General features: G+C 50.8%; 20 protein-coding genes. 4 read left to right on the plus strand and 16 right to left on the minus strand.

All coding sequences use genetic code 11. The features are described from left to right. Positions 1-4 precede the first annotated feature (4 nt). The 11 genes from H8L32_RS03045 to aroC form a co-directional block, all read right to left on the minus strand. Positions 5-415 (minus strand): DUF4845 domain-containing protein, encoded by a 411-nt coding sequence (locus H8L32_RS03045; RefSeq protein ID WP_186945671.1) that lies wholly within the window; start codon positions 413-415, stop codon positions 5-7. Between the two features lie 306 nt (positions 416-721). Further along, complete coding sequence (gene lepB / locus H8L32_RS03050) at positions 722-1,633, minus strand: signal peptidase I (protein ID WP_186945672.1); 912 nt, start codon at positions 1,631-1,633, stop codon at positions 722-724. Beyond that, a complete protein-coding gene (lepA, locus tag H8L32_RS03055) occupies positions 1,630-3,423 on the minus strand; it encodes a translation elongation factor 4 (protein ID WP_186945673.1) in 1,794 nt (597 codons plus the stop codon). The genes lepB and lepA overlap by 4 nt, the downstream gene beginning before the upstream one ends. Positions 3,424-3,593: 170 nt before the next feature. Then, positions 3,594-4,412 (minus strand): tRNA pseudouridine(38-40) synthase TruA, encoded by an 819-nt coding sequence (truA, locus tag H8L32_RS03060; RefSeq protein WP_186945674.1) that lies wholly within the window; start codon positions 4,410-4,412, stop codon positions 3,594-3,596. Positions 4,413-4,482: 70 nt separating this feature from the next. Beyond that, the gene (locus tag H8L32_RS03065) at positions 4,483-7,332 is read right to left on the minus strand and encodes a FimV/HubP family polar landmark protein (RefSeq protein ID WP_186945675.1); all 2,850 of its coding nucleotides are present in this window, start codon (positions 7,330-7,332) and stop codon (positions 4,483-4,485) included. A gap of 408 nt (positions 7,333-7,740) precedes the next feature. Then, positions 7,741-8,871 carry an aspartate-semialdehyde dehydrogenase gene (asd, locus tag H8L32_RS03070; RefSeq protein WP_186945676.1) on the minus strand — a complete coding sequence of 377 codons (1,131 nt, stop codon included), beginning with the start codon at positions 8,869-8,871 and terminating at the stop codon, positions 7,741-7,743. 48 nt (positions 8,872-8,919) lie between these two features. Beyond that, positions 8,920-9,990, minus strand: a complete 1,071-nt coding sequence (gene leuB, locus H8L32_RS03075; RefSeq protein ID WP_186945677.1) for a 3-isopropylmalate dehydrogenase — start codon at positions 9,988-9,990, stop codon at positions 8,920-8,922. 44 nt (positions 9,991-10,034) lie between these two features. After that, the gene (leuD, locus tag H8L32_RS03080) at positions 10,035-10,682 is read right to left on the minus strand and encodes a 3-isopropylmalate dehydratase small subunit (RefSeq protein ID WP_186945678.1); all 648 of its coding nucleotides are present in this window, start codon (positions 10,680-10,682) and stop codon (positions 10,035-10,037) included. An 8-nt stretch (positions 10,683-10,690) separates the two neighbouring features. Next, on the minus strand, positions 10,691-10,813 hold the full coding sequence (locus H8L32_RS03085; protein WP_186945679.1) for an entericidin A/B family lipoprotein: 123 nt from the start codon (positions 10,811-10,813) through the stop codon (positions 10,691-10,693). A gap of 19 nt (positions 10,814-10,832) precedes the next feature. Next, positions 10,833-12,236 carry a 3-isopropylmalate dehydratase large subunit gene (gene leuC / locus H8L32_RS03090; protein WP_186945680.1) on the minus strand — a complete coding sequence of 468 codons (1,404 nt, stop codon included), beginning with the start codon at positions 12,234-12,236 and terminating at the stop codon, positions 10,833-10,835. 426 nt (positions 12,237-12,662) lie between these two features. Next, positions 12,663-13,745, minus strand: a complete 1,083-nt coding sequence (gene aroC, locus H8L32_RS03095) for a chorismate synthase (protein WP_186945681.1) — start codon at positions 13,743-13,745, stop codon at positions 12,663-12,665. 20 nt (positions 13,746-13,765) lie between these two features. On the opposite strand from aroC, the gene H8L32_RS03100 reads away from it, so the two are divergent. The 4 genes from H8L32_RS03100 (at position 13,766) to H8L32_RS03115 (ending at position 18,654) form a co-directional block, all read left to right on the plus strand. Beyond that, positions 13,766-13,939 (plus strand): hypothetical protein, encoded by a 174-nt coding sequence (locus H8L32_RS03100; RefSeq protein WP_186945682.1) that lies wholly within the window; start codon positions 13,766-13,768, stop codon positions 13,937-13,939. 87 nt (positions 13,940-14,026) lie between these two features. Continuing rightward, positions 14,027-16,261 carry an EAL domain-containing response regulator gene (locus H8L32_RS03105; RefSeq protein WP_186945683.1) on the plus strand — a complete coding sequence of 745 codons (2,235 nt, stop codon included), beginning with the start codon at positions 14,027-14,029 and terminating at the stop codon, positions 16,259-16,261. A gap of 273 nt (positions 16,262-16,534) precedes the next feature. Continuing rightward, positions 16,535-17,887, plus strand: coding sequence for a sensor histidine kinase (locus tag H8L32_RS03110; protein ID WP_230412030.1), 1,353 nt, complete (start codon positions 16,535-16,537; stop codon positions 17,885-17,887). A gap of 8 nt (positions 17,888-17,895) precedes the next feature. Next, positions 17,896-18,654, plus strand: coding sequence for a LytR/AlgR family response regulator transcription factor (locus tag H8L32_RS03115; RefSeq protein ID WP_186945684.1), 759 nt, complete (start codon positions 17,896-17,898; stop codon positions 18,652-18,654). Positions 18,655-18,769: 115 nt separating this feature from the next. Here H8L32_RS03115 and H8L32_RS03120 read toward each other — a convergent pair whose 3' ends face one another. The 5 genes from H8L32_RS03120 to rpsR all read right to left on the minus strand — a co-directional run bounded on the left by H8L32_RS03120 (position 18,770) and on the right by rpsR (position 23,008). Further along, complete coding sequence (locus H8L32_RS03120; protein WP_186945685.1) at positions 18,770-19,780, minus strand: inorganic phosphate transporter; 1,011 nt, start codon at positions 19,778-19,780, stop codon at positions 18,770-18,772. A gap of 84 nt (positions 19,781-19,864) precedes the next feature. Continuing rightward, positions 19,865-20,491 (minus strand): DUF47 domain-containing protein, encoded by a 627-nt coding sequence (locus H8L32_RS03125; protein ID WP_186945686.1) that lies wholly within the window; start codon positions 20,489-20,491, stop codon positions 19,865-19,867. A gap of 163 nt (positions 20,492-20,654) precedes the next feature. Continuing rightward, a complete protein-coding gene (locus H8L32_RS03130) occupies positions 20,655-22,043 on the minus strand; it encodes a replicative DNA helicase (RefSeq protein ID WP_186945687.1) in 1,389 nt (462 codons plus the stop codon). A gap of 201 nt (positions 22,044-22,244) precedes the next feature. Beyond that, a complete protein-coding gene (rplI, locus tag H8L32_RS03135; RefSeq protein ID WP_186945688.1) occupies positions 22,245-22,697 on the minus strand; it encodes a 50S ribosomal protein L9 in 453 nt (150 codons plus the stop codon). Between the two features lie 26 nt (positions 22,698-22,723). Further along, on the minus strand, positions 22,724-23,008 hold the full coding sequence (gene rpsR, locus H8L32_RS03140; protein WP_110252960.1) for a 30S ribosomal protein S18: 285 nt from the start codon (positions 23,006-23,008) through the stop codon (positions 22,724-22,726). Positions 23,009-23,015: the final 7 nt, after the last annotated feature.

The raw sequence follows: 23,015 nt of genomic DNA on the forward strand, positions 1-23,015 counted from the left end.
GGGCTTACTTATTTTCTGCCTTTACTGGCTTTGTGGCAACAATCCCACTTTTAGCGGTCGTGCCCGAGTATTCCATCAATAAATTGGCTGGGCCAAACAAATGGATTTTTACGTCGTACGAAAAGCTGACTTCTATTTCTTCTCCGTTTTTGACGATGACCAGGTCTTTGCCTGCAATCGAATCAAAATAACCCACTTCGGCCTGTTTATCGAAAGAAACCTGCACTTCCCTGACGGTGTTGCCTGCATTTTTTGCAACGACGATGGCTTTCCTGATTGAGTTGTATTCAATCGCGGTCGGTGCCACTTTCATTGCCAGCATCGCAAGCATGATAATCACGCCCAGGGAAAGGATCAAACCGATCAGAGAAATACCTTTTTGCCTGTACAGAGTGGAATAGGGTGTGTATGACATAGATTTCAGTTCCTGATTAAGATTGAAGCTTGAGAACATGCTGAAGAAGTATCGCGAACGACCTTATTGTGTACCAGAAAGCCGGACCTGCGTAACAGGCCAGCTTTTGGGATCCACATTGGGTCGCCACAACGAACTACCCCAGCGATTCCTTAGAACCTGCTTACGATCGATCTTACTGCGCGAACGTGATCGAGGCTCATGTGCTGCTCAAAATGCTCATGTACATGAATACATTGCGCTTTTTGCGCTGCGTTTTTGTTACTCTGACCCCGCTGGCGCTCGCTACAGATCGTAAACAGATCCTTAGTGAAAACTACCAATACGCTTGATATTGCCTAAATTCATCCAGATGAAAAACGCTTTACCAACAATATTCTTATCCGGTACAAACCCCCAATAACGGCTGTCCTGACTGTTATCCCTGTTGTCGCCCATCATGAAGTACTGCCCTTCTGGTACGGTACAGGCAAATCCATCATTGCCATAGGTGCATAACTCATGCCCCGGAAAATCATGCGGCCCATTCACAAATGTTGGTGCCTGTTCATCATTGAGGATATTGTGCCCGACACCCGTCAGATTTTCATTGTACTGCTTGTAATAACTCAAGCGCTCTTCATCCAGAAAATCTGGGCGATTTTCATACGAAAGTTCATTACCATTGATCGATAAGCGTTTGTTTTTATACACAATTTTATCACCAGGCACGCCTACCACACGTTTAATATAGTCCACAGTAGGGTCTACCGGGTATTTAAATACCATGACATCCCCTCTTTTTGGATCATTGATCTCAATGACTTTTTTGTTGATGATGGGCAAACGTACGCCAAAGGTGAATTTATTTACCAGTATCAAATCACCCACAAACAATGTAGGCAACATGGAACTGGACGGGATCTTGAACGGTTCAAACAGAAAAGAGCGCAAGAAAAACACCAGTGCAATAACCGGGAAGAAACTACCCGAATACTCGATCCAGACTGGCTGACGCAGCAATTTGGCTCGCAACTCATGGCGATCATTTTCATCAACGCGGATACCGTCGGCTGTCAGACGGGCATTACGTGCATCCAGCTCGGCCAGGGCTTTATCTGCGACCTGCTGGCGTTGCTTGGAGAAAACAAACATATCCAGAAACCAGATGATGCCGGTCACTATTGTCAAAACAAACAGAATCAAGGCAAAATTGCCTAAAATTGATTGCAAACTCATTTTTCATCCACTTGTAAAATCGCCAAAAATGCTTCTTGCGGAATTTCTACCGAGCCAACTTGTTTCATGCGTTTTTTACCTGCTTTTTGTTTTTCCAGCAGTTTACGCTTACGGCTGATATCGCCGCCATAACATTTCGCCAATACGTTCTTGCGCAAGGCCTTGACGTTTTCGCGGGAAATGATGTTGGAACCGATGGCCGCCTGAATGGCCACATCAAACATCTGGCGCGGAATCAGTTCACGCATTTTTGCGGCAACGGCACGGCCACGGAAATGGCTGTTTGCCCTGTGGACGACAATCGCCAGCGCATCGACCTTTTCGCTATTGATCAGCATGTCGACCTTGACGACGTCGGCGGCACGGTTTTCCTTGAACTCATAATCCATGGACGCATAGCCGCGTGATGTGGATTTCAGACGATCAAAGAAATCCAGCACGATTTCAGCCATTGGCATTTCATAGGTCAGCTTGACCTGGCGACCGTGATAATTCATATCCAGTTGCACGCCGCGCTTTTGCGTACAAAGTGTAATTACCGAACCCACATATTCTTGCGGCATGTAGAGATTGACGGTGACGATAGGTTCGCGGATTTCTTCTATCTTCGACGGCTCAGGCATCTTGGATGGATTATCCACCATCAGGATGCTGCCATCGGCCATCAGCACTTCATACACCACCGTAGGTGCAGTCGTGATGAGGTCCATGTCAAATTCACGTTCCAGGCGTTCCTGCACGATTTCCATATGCAGCAAACCCAGGAAGCCGCAGCGGAAGCCAAAGCCCAGCGCCTGCGACACTTCAGGCTCATACATCAGGGCAGCGTCATTGAGCTTGAGTTTTTCCAGGGAATCACGCAAGGCATCGTACTGATTGGCCTCAACCGGAAACAGACCGGCAAACACCTGTGGCTGCACCTCTTTAAAACCAGGCAAAGGCTCGGCAGCAGGTTTATTGGCGACAGTAATGGTATCGCCTACTTTGGCTGACTTCAATTCTTTGATACCGGCAATCACAAAACCTACCTGACCGGCAGACAATTCTGTACGGCTCAGTGATTTGGGTGTAAATACGCCTACACTTTCAACCAGATGCTGCGCTTCTGTTGCCATGAACAATATCTTGTCCTTGGGGCGCAAGGTACCATTCTTGATACGCACCAGCATGACAACACCGACGTAATTATCAAACCAGGAATCAACAATCAGTGCCTGCAAAGGCGCAGTCGGATCACCTTGTGGTGGCGGTACTTTAACGATCAGGGATTCCAGCACATCTTCAACACCCAGGCCAGTTTTTGCAGAGCAATGTACGGCATCTGAAGCATCTATGCCTATCACTTCTTCGATTTCCTGGCAGGCATTGTCGGGGTCGGCAGAGGGCAAATCAATCTTGTTCAAGACTGGCACAACCTCAACACCCAGCTCAATGGCGGTATAGCAGTTTGCTACGGTTTGTGCTTCGACACCTTGCGATGCATCAACAACCAGCAATGCGCCTTCGCAGGCAGACAGGGAACGGCTAACTTCGTAACTGAAATCAACGTGACCTGGAGTATCAATCAGGTTCAGGTTATAAATCTGACCATCACGTGCTTTGTAATGCAATGCCGCTGTCTGGGCCTTGATCGTGATACCACGCTCACGTTCAATATCCATGGAATCCAGTACCTGCGCTTCCATTTCCCGGTCGGAAAGGCCGCCACAAAGCTGGATAATACGATCTGCCAGAGTGGATTTGCCGTGATCAATATGGGCAATAATCGAAAAATTGCGGATGTTATTCATTGAAATTACAAAAGAAACAAAGGTGAAGCGAATACCGGCTACAAAAAAAGCGCTCTATGCTGGGCAAGCTTCCCCAGGCGAGCGCCTTCAGTTTGGGTTTTGCAAAATGCCATTTTACCGGATTTCATCCCGGAAAGCCGAGAAATCATCAGAATGATGCAACTAAGACACTATAAAAAGGACAGGAAAGCCAGGGTTTCCGCCAACTCTCTTTGTGGCAACTGCCACTTGTCCTCGTAATCTATTTTTGCGAGATACAAACCATCCGGCATAAACGTGGGCGCCGCAATTTCGCGGTTCAGGCTGGTCAGCACTTCGCCCATCCATTCCGGATCACGTTTGCCGGTTCCGACAAAGATGAGCGAACCGACTATATTCCTGACCATATGGTGCAGGAAAGCACTGGCACGCAGCGTAAAGATGATCATTTCACCCTGCCGCTGTATCTGTATGCTGTACATGTTCTTGACCGGCGTTTTGGCCTGGCAGCCAGACGCACGGAAAGAAGTGAAATCATGCTCGCCGATCAGGTGTGCCGCCGCCGCACGCATGCGCTCAACATCCAGTGGCCGGAATACCCAGCCGGCACGATTCATCCACATGGGTGAGCGCACAGCGCAATTATGCAAAATGTAATGGTAGGTACGGGCACGGGCACTGAAACGGGCATGAAAGTTATCGTCGGACTCCGGGTCCAAAGGCAATTCCTTCGCCCACTGCACCGCTACCGAAGCCGGTAAAAAGGCGTTCACCCCATTCACCCAGGAATACACTGCACGATCAAGATCGGTGTCGAAGTGCACCACCTGCTCTATTCCGTGCACGCCAGCATCCGTGCGGCCAGCACAGGTAACACGGATATCAGCCGTGCCGGTAAATAGCTGCAGGGCCTTCTCCAACGCGTCCTGCACGGTATTCCCGGACGGCTGTGTTTGCCAGCCCTGCCAGGAACTACCGTCGTACTGCACGCCTAAAACTAATCGTTTCACACCAATTCCATATCAAAAAACAAAACGGGCGCCAGCATTTGCCGCGCCCGCTGCGTTCAAGTCAAACCAGTTACGCCATTTCGGCGATCATTCCCCTGGCTTTTTCAACTTGCTCTGCTGTACCACCCTTGACGACTTCATCCAGCAATTCACGGGCACCTTCCTTGTCACCAATTTCATGGTAAGCCACAGCCAGATCCAGCTTGGTTGCCATTTCAGCATTATGCGCAGGGCTTTCTGCTTCAACCGCTGCTGCTGGGGCATCTGCCGGTGCCAGGTCAAGATCGATACCAGACAAATCGAATTCGAATGACGTGCCTGCATCAGCCGGAGCTGGCGACAGATTCAATGCCGGTGGAGCTTCCGCTTCAGGCTCAACCGACAGCGCAGCCATCAATTCTCTTTCCAGTTCCGCAGTTGCTTCATCGGCACTGGTGCTGGATGACAAGGACAACGGTGCAGCATCTGCCTTGTCGCTGGCAAAATCCATACCCAGATCCAGATCAAACTTGTCGGCTTCAGCTTCAGTTGGAACCGCTGGTGCTGCATGTATTTCTAACGGTGCAGCAACGACTGGCTCAGGTTCTTTGACACCAAAATCAAAATCGATGGTACCAAAGTCCACTTCAGGTGCCGCATGCTCTTCAACCGGCTTGGCTTTTTCAACCGCCACAGGAATTTTTGGCACTTCCGGCTCAGCCGCATCAGAGATATCCAGATCGAAGTCGAGCGCACCTTCGTCCAGCACTGGTGCAGCAGCTTCTGCCTTGGCAGCAGCACCAGAATCACGTTGTGCCGTATCAATGATGCTGATGGCTTCCAACATGTCCTGGGACAGGGAATTACCCAGCAAGGCTTCCGGATCAAGATCTTCCAGCGGCTGTGTACCTGAACCCAGACCTGTGCCAGCCGCTGCATCCGGCTTGGCTTTACCACCTGCGTACAGTGGATTGCCTGGTTCCAGCACGATACCCATGGATGCCGCCTGCGACCAGTCATCACCCTCACCGCTGGTCATGCCATACAACTCACTGGCCAGACGCTCGAATGTTTTCGCATCCTTGCGGGCAAAATAGATTTCCAGCAACTTGACTCTGACCGCATGGCGATCTGGTTGAGTACGTAATGCTTCTTTCAGAATTTCTTCTGCCTGCGAATCACGGCCATAGGCGATGTAGACATCGGCTTCGGCAACCGGATCAACTTCATTCGCATCCAGCTGGCTGGCAGATGGCGCAAAATTGGAGTTGAACACACTGTTATTCGTATCAACGCTCTGACCGCCAGTCGAACCAAACATGGAGTTGGCCTTCATGCTGGAACCAGTCAGGATGCTGTCTTCAAACTGTTGCAATTTTTTCTTGCGACGGCTGGTATAAATACCATAACCACCCAGCAAGGCAAGTATGGCTGCGCCACCCGGCAACAGGAAGTCCGACAGATTGTCGAAGAAACCTGGTTCTGGCGGAGGTGGTGGTGGCGGTGCGACTACCTTGCGTTTGACTGGCGGCTTCGGTGTAGCTACCGATGCTGCTGTCGATGCGGCAGCAGGTACCGGCGCTGGTGCACTGGCAGCAACAGATGCCGCACTGGCAACGACTGGTGCAGGAGCAGGAGCAGGCGCGGGCGTCGATACCGGCGCAGCTACAGGAGCAGGAACAGGTGCCGGCACGCTGGCAGCTGCAGATGCGCTAGCCTTGGATTTTTGTTCCTTGGCGTTCAGCTCAGCCTGTTTTGCTGCCAAATCCTTGTTTTTAACTTCCAGCAACTTCTGCAAATCGCCAACGTTCTTTTCCAGTTCCTTCATACGGGCACTGGCTTCGGCGGCTGCTTTTTCTTTGGCCAAACGGTCTTCTTCAGAGCCGCCTTTACCCTTCGCGTTTTTGGCGTCCGCCGGGCTGGTTTTCGACAGCTTCAGTTTATCCGGTGAATCGCTGGTGGCAGTTGGCACTTCCTTGACCTTGGCCGTGATGGCACCGCCAGCACTTTGCTTACCAGTCGCAGGAGCTTTTTCTGCAGGCGCGCTGGCAACCTGATCGGCCAAACGATTGCGATATGCATTGAAGTCGGCAGCATGTGCTGTGACGACAGAGCGGGCTTCACCACCTGTAGTAGTGGTGCGAACGGACTCGGCGTCTGGAATAGTCAGAATCTGGCCAGACTTCAGGCGATTCATGTTACTGCCGTTGAAAGCCTGCGGATTGGCGCGATACAGGCTGACCAGCATCTGATCCAGCGATACGCCTTCAGGCTTGTAGCTACCTGCGATCTTTCCCAGCGTGTCACCGTTTCTGACCTGGTAATCACCAGCGGCCTTGACTTCTTTTTTGCTTTCCGGTGCTGCGGCAGGTGCTTTTGTAGCAGCCCTGCCAGCAGCGGCATTGGCCACTGCATTCAATTCACGGCCATTTTGTGCAGTATTTCGGCCTGCAGCATTTTGTGGCTGGTTAGCAACGGTTGTTGGGTTGGTGACTTGTGCAGACTGGCTATTGCGCAGTTCTGCGGGGTCCAGCAGGAAGGTATATTCCCGCATTAATTTGCCGTTGGCGGAATTCAATTCCAGCAACATGTCGACAAATGGCTCGTTCATCGCCTGCGCAGAACTGATACGGATGACATATGCCTGACCACGTTGTTCAACCGCAAAACGCAGTGACAACAAGGCCGAATTAAAATCTATATTTGCCTGCCTGAAGGCGTCTGGAGAAGCAAGCCGGGGAACGAGGGAATCAATCTCTTCCTTACTGGGAGAAGTCAATTCTATCTCTGCACGCAGAGGTTGACCGAGCGCTGACAACACGGTCAACTTGCCCAGGCCGGTAGCATGCGCACTGGACAACATAAACAGGGATGACGCTACAGCAACACTTAACGCCTTGCGCCCCAGGGTGATCACAGACGATTTTTTTTGATTATGCATTTTGTCAGACATATTGGGAATTTTTGGCGAACAAAGTCCGCTGGGTGAAGCTTTTTATTGCTTAGCGGCGCGTCCTAATGTTTCACATTAACATTACAAACATAGCCACGCAAGCTTAACGCGATTTATCACAGTGGTAAATACATCAAGAAGCCCTAATTGCAAGGATATCGCATAAATGTTGTTGCCAAATGACAAGTGAAAACATATTCAACAAATCCGAACGGTTTATTTGTGAAAATTTAAAGCAAAATTTACAACAATCCACAACCAAAGCAGCAACACAACAGCAACACAATATAGATGCAGCTTTTACACAGCTTCAAAAACGACAAGGGGGCGCAGAACGCCCCCCTTATATTTTACAACATCTATTTTACAACATCTTTCCCAAACTACATCAAAACATCAGCCTTCGATTAAAATCCGCAGCATACGACGAAGTGGTTCTGCAGCGCCCCACAACAATTGATCGCCGACAGTAAAGGCACCCACATACTCAGGCCCCATTGCCAGTTTGCGGATACGGCCAACCGGGATGGTCATGGTACCAGTCACCGCTACCGGTGTCAGATCACGGATACTTGCTTCACGGGTATTTGGCACAACTTTTACCCATTCATTGTCAGCAGCGATCATGGCTTCGATGTCGGCTACCGGCACGTCTTTTTTCAGCTTGAATGTCAATGCCTGACTATGACAGCGCATGGCACCGATACGCACGCAGAAACCATCAACCGGTATGGCAGCCGTACCATAGCCTGCGCCCTGCCCCAGTATCTTGTTGGTTTCGGCCATGCCTTTCCATTCTTCCTTCGACATGCCGTCACCCAGATCTTTGTCGATCCAGGGAATCAGCGATCCACCCAGCGGCACACCGAAATTAGCGGTTTCATCCGCAGTCAGAGAACGCTGCTTGGCGATGACCTTGCGGTCGATTTCCAGGATGGCGCTTTTTGGGTCATCCAGCAAAGCACGTACTTCTGCATTCAGGGTACCGTATTGCGTCAGCAATTCACGCATGTGCTGGGCACCACCGCCTGACGCTGCCTGGTAAGTCTGGGTGCTCATCCATTCCACCAGACCAGCCTTGTACAGCGCGCCAACACCCATCAACATGCAACTGACAGTGCAGTTGCCGCCTATCCAGTCTTTTTGTCCGTTGACCAGCGCCTGCTTGATCACGGGCAGATTGACCGGGTCCAGTACGATGACTGCATTTTCATTCATGCGCAGGCTGGATGCGGCATCAATCCAGTGACCATTCCAGCCGGCAGCGCGCAGTTTTGGGTAAATATCATTGGTGTAGTCACCACCCTGGCAGGTAATAATAATTTCGCACTTCTTCAGCGCATCAATATTATTTGCGTCTTGCAAGGTCTTTTCATTCTTCGCCATTGCAGGGGCCGTGCCGCCTGTATTCGACGTTGAAAAGAACACGGGTTCAATATGATCGAAATCACCCTCTTCCTGCATGCGTTGCATCAGGACAGAACCCACCATACCGCGCCAACCTACCAGACCTACCAATTTCATCATTTTTCCCTAAAATTTTGCAGGACGTCCCTGCCCTTCTAACAATCTAAGTTAACTGAGTGCACTTACAACTGCCTGCCCCATCTCGGTCGTACCGACTTTGGTGGTGCCGGCCTCATAAATATCCGGCGTACGCAAGCCCTGCGCCAACACCTTCTTGACGGCATTTTCTATACGATCCGCCTGTTCCGCTTTATTCAGGGAATAACGCAGCATCATGGCCGCAGACAGAATCGTCGCCAATGGATTGGCCACACCCTTGCCAGCGATATCAGGTGCAGAACCATGGGATGGTTCGTACAGCCCCTTGTTATTCGCATCCAGCGACGCCGATGGCAACATGCCTATGGAGCCGGTCAGCATGGATGCCTGATCAGACAGGATATCGCCAAACATATTGCCAGTGACGATGACATCAAATTTCTTGGGTGCGCGCACCAGTTGCATGGCGGCGTTGTCGACATACATATGGTCAAGCGCAACATCCGGGTATTCTTTATGAACATCAGTGACAATTTCTTTCCAGAACTGGAAAGTTTCCAGCACATTGGCCTTGTCAACACTAGTCAGGCGTTTGCCGCGCTTTTGTGCTGCCTGGAAGGCCACGTGGGCAATACGACGTATCTCTGATTCGGCATAGCGCATGGTATCAAAACCTTCGCGCTCCCCTTTGAACGGACCATCCGGACATTCACGCACACCGCGTGGCTGACCGAAATAGATATCGCCTGTCAGCTCACGAATGATCAGGATGTCCAAACCGGAAACCACTTCCGGTTTCAGTGTGGATGCACCTGCCAGTTCGGGATACATGATGGCCGGACGCAAATTGGCGAACAGTTTCAGGTTTTTACGCAAACCGAGGATAGCCTGCTCCGGACGCAAGGGACGGTCCAGGGTATCGTACTTCCAGTCGCCGACGGCGCCGAACAATACCGCATCCGCTTCCAGCGCCAGCTTCAGTGTAGCTTCAGGCAAGGGATGGCCAGAGGCTTCGTAACCGGCACCACCAACCGGTGCAGTTTCCATTTCAAAGGATTCGCCCAGCACATTCAATACCTTGACTGCCTGCTCAACAATTTCCGGACCTATGCCATCACCTGGCAAAATAGCAATTTTCATATCAAATCAAAAAGAGATCAAAACAAGGAATTAAAAAGAGACGCCTAGATGGTATTGGCCAGCCATGGCTGGGCAGCAATATGGCGTTCTTCGAATGCGCGTATCTTGTCGGACTGACGCAACGTCAGGCCAATATCATCCAGACCATTGATCAGGCAATATTTGCGGAAGGCATCGATATCGAACGGATAGCTGGCACTGCCTGTCGTGGTGCGCACGACTTGCTGTTCCAGGTCAACCAGCAATCTGTAGCCGGGGAAAGCCTTGACTTCATTAAACAGCAGCTCAACCTGCGCTTCACCCAATACGATGGGCAAGACGCCATTTTTATAGCAGTTATTGAAGAAGATGTCGGCAAAACTGGGGGCGATAATGGCACGGAAGCCATATTGCTCCAGCGCCCAGGGTGCATGTTCACGCGAAGAACCGCAACCGAAGTTCTTGCGCGTCAACAATATGGATGCGCCCTGATAACGCGGATGATTCAACACGAATTCCGGATTCAATGGACGCTTGCTGTTGTCCATGCCAGGTTCACCATGATCGAGATAACGCCATTCATCAAACAGATTAGGGCCAAAGCCACTGCGTTTGATGGATTTCAAAAACTGCTTGGGGATGATGGCATCCGTATCGACATTGGCCCTGTCCATGGGCGCAACCAGACCATCAAGTAAAGTAAATTTTTCCATGTCGCTACTTATTTTTTGCCTGCATTCTCGACTGCTTCGCCAGCCTTTTTAACGTCTTTACCCAAACCCTGAACCGTATTGCAGCCTGCCAGGATGAAAGCGCAAATCGCCAGTGCAAATAATTTTTTCATGTCTTTCCTCCGCAATGAATTAATTCAAGCTACGTATGTCAACAAAATGTCCGGCGACACCTGCCGCCGCAGCCATGGCTGGCGATACCAGGTGGGTACGCCCACCCTGCCCCTGACGCCCTTCAAAATTACGATTCGAGGTAGAGGCGCAACGCTCACCCGGCTCCAGCCGGTCAGCATTCATGGCCAGGCACATGGAACAGCCAGGCTCACGCCATTCAAATCCGGCAGCCTTGAAAATCTTGTCCAGGCCTTCACGCTCAGCCTGTTCCTTGACCAGGCCAGACCCAGGCACCACCATCGCCAGTCTTACATTCGATGCACGGTATTTACCACGTACCACGGCAGCAGCAGCACGCAAGTCTTCAATGCGCGAATTGGTGCAGGAACCGATAAATACCTTATCGATACGGATGTCAGAAATCGCAGTATTTGGCTGCAACGCCATGTACACCAGGGCTTTTTCTATGGCGTCGCGTTTGACGGCATCTTTTTCCTGCTCAGGATCAGGTACGCGGCCATCTATCGCCACTACCATTTCAGGCGACGTACCCCAGGTGACTTGCGGCCTGATATCGGCAGCATTCAGGGTCACAACCATATCGAACTTGGCACCGGCATCAGTGTGCAGCGTGCGCCAGTATTCAACGGCACGATCCCAGTGCGGGCCAACCGGTGAAAATGGACGGCCCTTGACGTAATCGATAGTCGTCTGATCCACCGCTACCATACCGGCACGCGCACCTGCCTCAATCGCCATGTTGCACACCGTCATGCGACCTTCCATGGACAGGCTGCGGATGGTGGAACCAGCAAATTCTATGGCATAGCCAGTACCGCCTGCAGTACCGATTTTGCCGATAATCGCCAGCACAATATCCTTGGCAGTAACACCAGCCGGCAATGCACCATCCACCTGCACCAGCATGGCCTTTGATTTTTTGGCAATCAGCGTCTGGGTTGCCAGCACATGTTCCACTTCTGATGTACCGATACCATGCGCCAGACAGGCAAATGCACCATGTGTGGATGTGTGTGAATCACCGCAGACTACGGTCATACCAGGCAGAGTCGCGCCCTGCTCAGGCCCGATAACATGGACGATACCCTGACGCTTGTCAGCCATACCGAAATAAGTCAGCCCGTATTCTTTGGCGTTGTTATCCAGCGTTTCCACCTGCAGGCGCGAAGTTGGATCGTCAATACCATTTACACGATTGGTGGTTGGTACATTGTGATCGGCCACGACCAGATTGGCGGACAGGCGCCATGGTTTTCTGCCGGCCAGTTTCAGGCCTTCAAAAGCCTGAGGGCTGGTCACTTCATGCAGAAGATGCCGGTCTATATACAGAATGGCAGTGCCGTCCTCTTCGGAATGCACTACATGAGATTCCCACAATTTGTCGTAAAGCGTTTTAAGCATGATCTGAAGCCTGAAAATAGGTCATTAATCCGTACTGCATCAATTTTTTGCATTTGATTATGCCACAATTGTGCAATGCAAAACCACGTCTCACGCCAAATTGGTGCATGAAAATTTCAAGATAAAAATCAGGTTTGTATTAAATCGCCAAATTTTCATCTGACATGAGGTGGAAATCTGGAAATTTCCCGGTGAATATTCTGGTGCGGTTTTGAAACAAAAACGGTCAAAAAGCATGCACAACATGCCATACCATTATCTCTTCCGACTACAGCATACCACTTACCCGGACGTGTGGTGGTCCGGGTGGTTTTTCGTGGTGGCACCCTGCTTGTATGCCGTGCTTATATGTCCTGCTTATATGCCTTGCTTATGCGCCCTTTGCATATCTCATTTATACGCCGTGCTTACAGCAGGGTCGAAAGATCAAGCAGGCAGGCGTACATCTGCGCATTGGGCACGGTGACGCAAGGCATGATCCATCAACACCAGTGCCAGCATGGATTCGGCAATCGGTGTTGCCCGTATGCCTACGCAAGGATCATGGCGGCCAAAGGTTTCCACCATGACCGGATTGCCATCCTTGTCTATGGAGCGACGTGGCGTACGTATCGATGAAGTTGGCTTGATGGCGATAGACACTGTGATATCCTGACCAGTGGAAATACCACCCAGAATACCGCCTGCATTGTTGCCTATAAACCCGTCTGGTGTCAGTTCATCACCATGCACCGAGCCACGCTGCGCAACCGACTTGAAGCCAGCGCCGATTTCCACGCCTTTGACGGCATTGATACCCATCATGGCATAGGCAATTTCTGCATCCAGCTTGTCATAAATGGGCTCACCCAGCCCTACCGGCACCTTGCTGGCGACGACATCGATTTTGGCACCGATGGAATCACCATCTTTTCTGAGTGCATCCATATAGTCTTCCAGACGCTGTATCAGCACAGCATCAGCGGTCGGTGCAAAAAATGGATTGTCAACGGTATGCGCCCAAGCTTCAAACGGGATATCAATCTCACCCAGCTGGCTCATGCCGCCATAAAACACTGTTCCATATTGCTGATGCAGCCATTTTTTAGCAATGGCACCCGCTCCCACCACTGGTGCCGTCAGGCGTGCAGATGAACGTCCGCCACCACGAGGGTCGCGGATGCCATATTTATTCCAATAGGTGAAATCAGCATGGCCTGGCCGGAAGGTCTCGGTGATATTGCCGTAATCCTTGCTGCGCTGATCCTGGTTGCGTATCAATAGTGCAATCGGCGTACCCGTGGTTTTGCCCTGATAAACGCCGGACAGTATCTCTACCGTATCCGGCTCCTGGCGCTGCGTCACGTGACGTGAGGTACCCGGACGGCGACGGTCAAGCTCGGGCTGTATATCTGCTTCTGACAGATCCATGCCTGGCGGGCATCCATCAATAACGCAGCCTATGGCAGGCCCATGCGATTCGCCAAAGGTGGTAACGGTAAACAAAGTGCCGAAAGTATTGCCAGACATAAGTATGTGAAGAAAAGTAGGTGAATAGACAAATTTACCTTCATTTTACCAGCGAAGCGGCAGGCACTGAATTCAAGTTCCGTGAAACTTGGCCGGAGATTTCACAAATTATCAAGAAATTCAAAGTATTTTTCTTCCCAATCGGGCAAATCTTGTTTTATTCTTACCAAACAGAAGAGTTGACGCTTGGCTGACGCTACATTTAGTGTCATAGTTCCACAAGGAACAAATTTGCAGCGCCCTTACCATACAGATATGCCAAGCATGGAGCCGCATTACAGATGAATTCAACGATCCACTCGTCCGAAGATGATCTGGTTTTCCTAGACGAACCAGACAGTGAAGAAGCTTCGGTGGCATCCAAGCCCATGCAGACTTGGCGGATCATGATTATTGACGATGATCCCGATGTGCATTCCGCCACCACTTTTGCGCTGGGCAGCCTTGAAATACAGCATCGTGCGCTGAGCTTTCTGCATGCCTATTCTGCGGCAGAAGCCCGTGACATATTGCAAACCGAAACGGACATTGCCATCATCCTGCTGGACGTGGTCATGGAACAGGAAGACGCCGGCCTGCAACTGGTCAGCTACATTCGAAAGACCCTCGGTCTGACCGATGTCAGGATCATACTGCGCACCGGCCAGCCAGGTTATGCACCAGAAATTGATGCGATCCGTGATTACGACATCAATGACTACAAAACCAAATCCGAACTGACGCGCACCAAGCTGTATACCGCCGTCACGTCTGCCATCCGCTCTTACGAACAGATTTGCGCCATCAGTGCCAGCCGTCGCGGTCTGGAAATGATTATTCACGCCAGCACCGAACTGATGGCACTGCAAGGCCTGCAAAATTTTGCTGCCGGAGTGCTGGTGCAAGTGAGCGGCCTGCTGGGCCTGAACACCGAAGGCTTTGTCTGCGCCAGACAGACACCAGTCGAACAGCAGGATGAAGGTGAGCTATTCGTCATTGCCGCCACGACCCTGTACGAAGGCAAACTGAATCAATCGCTGAGCCAGCTTGATACCGCCACATCCAGCATCGTCACCCGTTCGCTGGCATTGCGTCAAAGTGTGTTCGAAGCTGACATCACGGCACTCTATTTTAATAATGTTGCGCAAAAAGATTTCACACTCTACCTGAATAGCGGCCTGCACCTGAACGATATGGACAATCGCCTGCTGAGTGTATTCTGCGGCAATGTGTCGGTGGGCCTGGACAATGTGATGCTGACATCACGCCTGCACAATTATGCGTTTTATGACCCGCTGACCGGCCTGGCGAATCGCCTCAAGCTCTTGCAGACCCTGAATGAAACCCTGCTGACCTCGCTGAAAAGTCATAGCGCCCTGTCATTGATAGACATCGACCATTTTGCCGAAACAAATGACGCCCTGGGCCATCAGTTTGGTGACCTGTTGTTGTATTCGGTCGCACAAAGACTGTCCAACACCTTTGGCGAACATTGCCAGCTGGCCAGGGTAGGCAGCGACACCTTTGCTCTGTTGGGTGAAGATAATTTGGTTTGCCCGGACAAGATACTGACCCTGTTCAACGCACCATTCGATGTTGATCAGCAGGAAGTACAATTGTCGGCCACCATAGGCCTGATCAAACTGGATGAATATGACGGTGATGGCTCAGAAGCCTTGAAAGATACCAACATTGCCTTGAAACGCGCCAAAATGAACCGGCGTGGCGGCTATGAATATTTCACCCGCAGCATGGGCGTGGAAATTCGTGAACGCGTTTTGCTCATGCATGCCCTGCGGGCTGCCTTTGAGCATGAAAAATTATTCCTGGTATTTCAGCCACAGATTGACATGCGTGATGGCCGCGTAACGGGTGCCGAAGCCCTGCTACGCTGGAAAACGGATGATGGCCGCTTTATCCCGCCTGACCAATTTATCCCGATTGCCGAATATTCCGGCCTGATCGTCGATATCGGCGAATGGGTCTTGCGCACCGCCTGTTTTGAACTGGTGCATTTGCGCAGCCTGGGATATACCGATTTCCAGATGGCGATCAATGTATCGCAGGTACAGTTTTCGCACCCGCTGTTCATGCAATCGCTGAACAAGGCACTGGAAGATACCAAAGTGCCACCCCATTTTGTGGAGCTGGAAATTACCGAATCCATGGCCATGAAAGACCCGGAACTACTGATCAAGACTTTGCAACAAATCAAGCAACTGGGGATGAGTGTATCGATCGATGACTTTGGTACCGGCTTCTCTTCCCTCAGCCACCTGCAAAAACTCGATGTAGACAAATTGAAAATTGACCGTGCCTTTGTCAATGAAATCCAGAAAAATTCGAGCGAAGGCAGCATCGCCAAAATGATCGTGCAGCTTGGTCAGAACCTGGGCCTGTCGATTATTGCCGAAGGGGTGGAAAGTGAAATGCAGGCCAATACCCTGCTTTCTTACGATTGTCATATCGCCCAGGGCTATCTGTACTCCAAACCCCTGACCCGCGATGACTTACATGCCTGGCTGGCAACAAGATAAGCTGTCCAATACAGCTTAGCTTGATTGCACCAGGCATCACCCGGAAACATGTATTGGAATCATGTTATTCCCAGCATGACAGTTCATAAATAGTCCATATTGAATGGCTGTTTCTTCGTTCTGTCCTGCCGATTTTGCAGACTGTCGCATGTCGCTATCCATTTCCGGATGAATTCCTTACAGTGCAAGCATGGACTGAAAAGTCCCAAGAAAGCGGCGCCCATCACTACCGGCGCTGCATCGATCTGGGATACTCATCAAAAGAGATGCATCATGAACAATACGAACACACAAAACTTCAAGGAATTCATCGCCGACATGCTGGCTTTGCTGAGCAGGGTCTTCGACAAGACGGCAGCCTGGGTCACCCAGTTATCCTGGTGGAAATTCCTGCTGTTTGCCGTACTGACCATTGCCGCCGGCGGCATTTTGCAGGATGCGCTGTTCACGTCTGAAGAAAGCGTCATCGTCAAGAAAAACAACCCATCGGCAAAAGCCAAGAAGACCAGCAAAATCACCGATGGTGATACCAATATTGAAATTGACAATACTGGTATCCACATCCGCAAGAACAATGCTGATGGCAAGGGCAAACAAATCGAGATAGATGAAAACGGCATCCGCATCAACAAGGATGGTGATGCCCAGGCAAGCACAACTTCCACCCCCCCCAGCCCGGGCGCCGAACCAGCCGCCTCTGCTGCCCCTGCTGCACCAGCCGAACCTGCCGCACCACCAGCACCTCCCGCCATGCCTTCGATTGCAGGCCATGATGATATCCACATCAGACTGCCGGCTGAGGTTGCCAAGGAAATCAGTGAAGACATCAACAATGCCGTCGCCGATGCCGCTGACGAAGAGGTGCGCAGCTATAAACGCACTTCCTCCAAATGGTTCAAGAACTTCGTCGTGCTGCTGGTCTTTGGCCTGTTTGGCATGAAGGCCCTGATGGGAGGAAAACTTCGTGCAGAAGAAAAAGCCAAAGAAGCCGGCATGGCTGCCGAACGCGAATCCCTGCTGCGCCAGGTCAGCGAAGCGCAGATGCAGATGATGCAGGCCCAGGTGGAACCACATTTTCTGTTCAACACCCTGGCCTCGGTCGAGCATCTGATAGAAACGGATCCACCGCGCGCCGCCGCCATGCAGCGCAGCCTGATCGCCTACTTGCGTGCAGTCTTGCCACAGATGCGTGAAAACGCCAGCATCACCAATCTGGGGCGCGAAGCAGACATGATCAAGTCTTACCTGGAATTGCTGAAAATGCGCATGGAAGAACGCCTGAACGTTGATTTCATCATGCCGGAAGGCTTGCGCAGTGCCGCCTTCCCGCCGATGATGCTGCAATCCCTGGTCGAAAATGCCATCAAGCACGGGCTGGAATGCAAGGCAGAGGGTGGCACCATACGCTTCCATGCCGAAGTTGCCCATAACAAGCTGCGCGTGTCAGTCAGTGACGATGGCCTGGGATTTGGTGCCATGCCCAGCAATGGTACTGGCCTTGGCCTGCAAAATATACGTGAACGCCTGAAATTGATTTATAAAGAAAAAGGACAAATGATCATTACAGCCAATCAACCAAGCGGCGTTTGCGTTACCATAGAAATCCCTTACGAATTAGCCAATTAGTGACGACTATGCCAACAGCAATACTCGCCGATGATGAAAGACTGATGCGCGACCAGTTAAAGTCGCGCCTGGAACAGGTCTGGCCTGAACTGGAAATCCTGGACGAAGCCAAGAATGGAGAGGAAGCCGTTGAACTGGTAGAAAAACACCAGCCTGACCTGGTATTCCTCGACATTCGTATGCCGGTCAAGACTGGCCTGGAAGCTGCCAGGGATATCGGCAATAAAGCCCATATCGTTTTCATCACTGCCTATGACCAGTACGCCATCCAGGCCTTTGACCATGGTGCAGTAGACTATGTATTGAAACCGGCCGATGTGGATCGCCTGACACGCACAGTGGAAAGGCTCAAGCAACGTCTGTCCAGCCAAAGCCAGCCCAACGACATGAGCAGCATGCTGTCACAACTGGCCAAGCAGATGGGCATCACCTCCAAGCCAGATTACCTGCAATGGATACAGGCATCGATAGGCCAGGAACTGCGTCTGATACCGGTAGAAGAAATCCTGTTTTTCCAGTCTGACGAAAAATACACACGAGTACAGACTGCAACCTATGAAGCACTGATACGCAAACCGGTACGCGACCTGGCAGAAGAGCTGGACCCAGCCCTGTTCTGGCAGATACACCGCTCTACCCTGGTGAATGCGAAAGCGATTTCCGGCGTCATCCGCGATCTGCGTGGGCGTCACCTGGTACAGATCAAGGGCCTGACCGAAAAACTGGAAGTCAGCCGCAGCTTTGTGCATCTGTTCAAGCAGATGTAAGCAAGGCAGGCAGACAAGCCAGCAAGCAAACAACAGCGATCAAAACAAGCCAGCAATAAAAAAGCGCCCGATCAAAAAATCGGGCGCTTTTTTCATATCCACAATCACACTGCAATTACAGGATGTGCCTGCCTATCCACCAGGCTATCGCTGCCACAAAAGCAGACGCCGGAATGGTCAGAATCCAGGCCCAGACGATATTGCCAGCTACACCCCAACGTACAGCAGACATTTTTTGCGCCGAGCCAACACCGACAATCGCACCAGTAATGGTATGGGTTGTTGACACAGGAACGCCCAATACCGTTGCCATGATCAGGGTGATAGCACCACCGGTTTCGGCACAAAAACCACCGACAGGTTTCAGCTTGGTGATTTTTTGTCCCATTGTTTTTACAATGCGCCAGCCACCAAACAAGGTACCCAGACCGATCGCTGCATAGCAGGAATACACGACCCAGCCTGGCGGGCCCTTGTCGGCCTCGCTGGAATAGTTGGCAGCGATGAGCAGCATCCAGATAATACCCATGGTCTTTTGCGCATCATTGCCACCGTGACCAAGACTGAAAACAGATGCCGACACCAGTTGTAGGCGGCGGAACCATTTGTCCACTTTCCTGGGCGTCGATCTGACGAACAGCCAGGATACGATCAACATCATCACAGAACCCAGGAAAAACCCCAGCAACGGCGACAAAACGATGAACAGAATGATTTTGTAAAGACCAGCAGCAATCAAGGCACTCGTACCTTCTTTCGCCACTGCAGCACCGATCAAACCACCGATCAGGGCATGGGATGAGGAAGACGGAATACCAAAATACCATGTCACCAGATTCCAGAATATCGCCCCCACCAGGGCACCAAAGATGACGTAGTGATCAACAATAGCAGGGTCTATCGTTCCTTTACCTATGGTTTTGGCAACAGACAGATTAAAAACGAAAAAAGCCAGTACATTGAATAAGGCAGCCATGGCCACCGCCTGGCTGGGCTTCAATACCCCCGTCGAAACAACGGTAGCGATCGCATTGGCGGCATCATGGAAGCCGTTCATGAAATCGAATAACAACGCCAACACCACCAATAAGATGATGACGTGCGTGCTCATATGAATGGATTGCATAAAAGTGAATTCCCTTGTTCGCCCTCTGCATTGACAGAGAACTGTTAAGCGTCAATTAAGCGTCAAAATAAAATGGTCAGACGCTTAAGCGTTCTCAACAATAATGCCTTCAATGATATTGGCGACATCTTCACAACGATCCGTTACTGTTTCCAGTATTTCGTAAATCGCTTTCAGCTTGATCAGATTGCGGACATCAGGTTCGTCACGGAACAGTTTGGACATTGCAGCACGCATGACATGATCGGCATCCGATTCCAGACGGTCGATTTCTTCGCACAGCGCCAGGATTTCGCGGGAATTATCCATGTTATGCAACAGGGCCACTGCTGCCCTTACTTTTTCAGCGCAGCCCAGGCAGAGTTCTGCCAGGCGTTTTGCTTCCGGTGTGATTTCACGGATATCGTACAAAGAGATAGTCTGGCCAGCATCTTCCAGCAGATCCAGAATATCATCCATGCGGGTGATCAGTTTATGGATGTCATCACGGTCCAGTGGCGTGATGAAAGTTTTGTGCAGCAACTCTATCGTATTGTAGGTCACCGTATCTGCCTGTTTTTCTATGCTCTCTATCGCATGTACGCGATTTTCCAGATCATCAAAATTCGTCATCAGAGCAACCATCTCCTTGGAGCCTTTGACGCATAAATCAGCGTGCTGGTTGAAGAGTTCAAAAAATTTGCCCTCGGTGGGCATCAAGCGTCCAAACATTTTATTCTCACTGAAAATAGAAGATTTCTAGAATTGCTCAGGCAAATACAGACATATAAAAACGGCGCCCAAAACCAAACAACATGGTTTTACTGACAGTACAGTTTCAAGCCTTGCTGCATTTGCCACTCACTACAAAAACAAAAATTCCTGGTGCGGAAACTTATTCGTTATCACCATAAACCGACAGGGAACCCACATAGTTGTCAAACTTGGTGTATTCCCCCAGGAAGGTCAGGCGCACACTGCCAATCGGGCCGTTACGCTGCTTACCAATAATGATTTCTGCGGTACCCTTGTCCGGCGAATCCGGGTTATAAACCTGATCGCGGTAAATAAACATGATGACGTCGGCATCCTGCTCAATCGCGCCTGATTCACGCAGATCGGACATGACGGGACGTTTGTTCGGGCGTTGCTCCAGCGAGCGGTTCAACTGTGACAAGGCAATCACCGGGCAATGCAATTCTTTCGCCAGCCCCTTCAGATTTCGGGAAATTTCCGAAATCTCGGTTGCGCGGTTCTCACCGGCAGAGTTGGCAGACATCAGTTGCAAGTAATCGACAATCACCAGACCCAGCTTGCCGCATTGCCTGGCCAGACGACGCGAACGGGCGCGCAATTCTATCGAGCTCAGCGCCGGGGTTTCATCGATGTACAACTGTGCGTCATTCATTTTCTGGATGGCATGCGTCAAACGCGGCCAGTCTTCATCTGTCAGCTTACCGACACGCAGACGGCTTTGATCCAGGCGCCCTACCGAGCCCAGCATACGCATGGCCAGCTGCGCACCACCCATCTCCATGGAAAACACGGCAACTGGCAAACCACTGTCGATCGCCACGTTTTCACCGATATTCAGCGAAAACGCGGTCTTGCCCATGGATGGGCGACCGGCAACAATGATCAGATCGCCAGGCTGCAGGCCGGAAGTCATTTTGTCCAGATCGGCAAAACCGGTAGGCACACCGGTAATATCATTTTGATTGTCGCGGTTATACAGTTCATCAATGCGCTCGACCACCTGGGTCAGCAAGGGCTGGATGGCCTGGAAACCCTGGGCACCACGGGCACCTTCTTCGGCGATGGCAAAAATCTTGGATTCCGCCTCGTCCAGCATCTGCTTGACCTCTTTACCCTGCGGATTAAAGGCATTACCGGCGATTTCGTCAGATACCGTGATCAGCTTGCGCAGTACGCCACGGTCACGCACGATTTCGGCGTAACGACGGATATTCGCAGCGGAGGGCGTATTCTGGGCCAGGGCGTTCAGGTAGCTAAGGCCACCGGCATCCTCGGCCTTGTTCATGCCATTCAGGGCTTCGAACACGGTAATCACGTCGGCCGGACGGGACGCATTGATAAGCTTGACCATGCACTGGAAAATGATGCGGTGGTCATAGCGATAAAAATCTTCTTCGCTGATAAAGTCGGCAATACGATCCCAGGCGGCATTGTCAAGCAACAAGCCTCCAAGGACAGATTGCTCTGCTTCTATGGAATGGGGGGGGACGCGTATCGCGTCAACTTGAGGATCAGAACCAGCTTTCATGGCGCGCATTATAACCGTTAAATCAAACTGTCAGACAATACAACATGAGGGAAACAGGCTTGTTTGTGACAAGATTGTGACAAGTTTATAATTCGGCCGCGACAAATATCACATAAACAACGCAACAAAGAAAAACATCCCGCGCACAACAAAAAAGCCGGGAATCCCCGGCTTTTTCTTCAGCAATTTGCAAAAAGCAAATTAAGCGTGTTCGCCCAGTACAGAAACGGTCACATCAACCACGACGTCCGTGTGCAATACAACGGAAACGCTATGATCGCCAGCGATCTTCAAAGGACCTTGTGGCAAACGTACTTGTGCTTTTTCAACCGCGAAACCTTGTTTTGTCAGGGCTTCAGCGATATCAGAGTTAGTAACGGAACCGAACAGACGGCCATCAACACCAGATTTCTGGGTGATTTGCACTGTCAAACCGGACAGTTTTTCGCCTTGAGCTTGTGCTGCTGCCAATTTGGCGGCTGCTGCTTTTTCCAGTTCAGCACGTTTTGCTTCGAATTCAGCAACGGCAGCTGTCGTAGCACGACGAGCCATACGTTGAGGAATCAAAAAGTTACGGGCATAGCCGTCTTTTACACGAACTACATCACCCAGATTGCCGAGATTAACGACTTTATCCAACAGAATAACTTGCATATTTTTCTCCTTTACCTTGTCGTCAATTACGCTGTGTGCAAATCAGTGTATGGCAGCAACGCGAGGTAACGTGCACGTTTGATTGCTGTATCAACTTGACGTTGGTACAACGCTTTAGTACCTGTCAGACGCGCAGGCATGATTTTGCCGTTTTCTTGCACGAAGTCTTTCAGTGTGTCGATGTCTTTGTAGTCAACTTTTTCTACATGTGCCGCTGTGAAACGGCAGAATTTTTTGCGCTTGAACAAAGGATTTTGTTGCTGACGCTTTTGCTTCAATTTGCTTTTGTCGAATTTTTTACCGAATGCCATTTTTGGC

The organism is Undibacterium hunanense (assembly GCF_014284335.1).
Classification (GTDB): domain Bacteria; phylum Pseudomonadota; class Gammaproteobacteria; order Burkholderiales; family Burkholderiaceae_D; genus Undibacterium; species Undibacterium hunanense.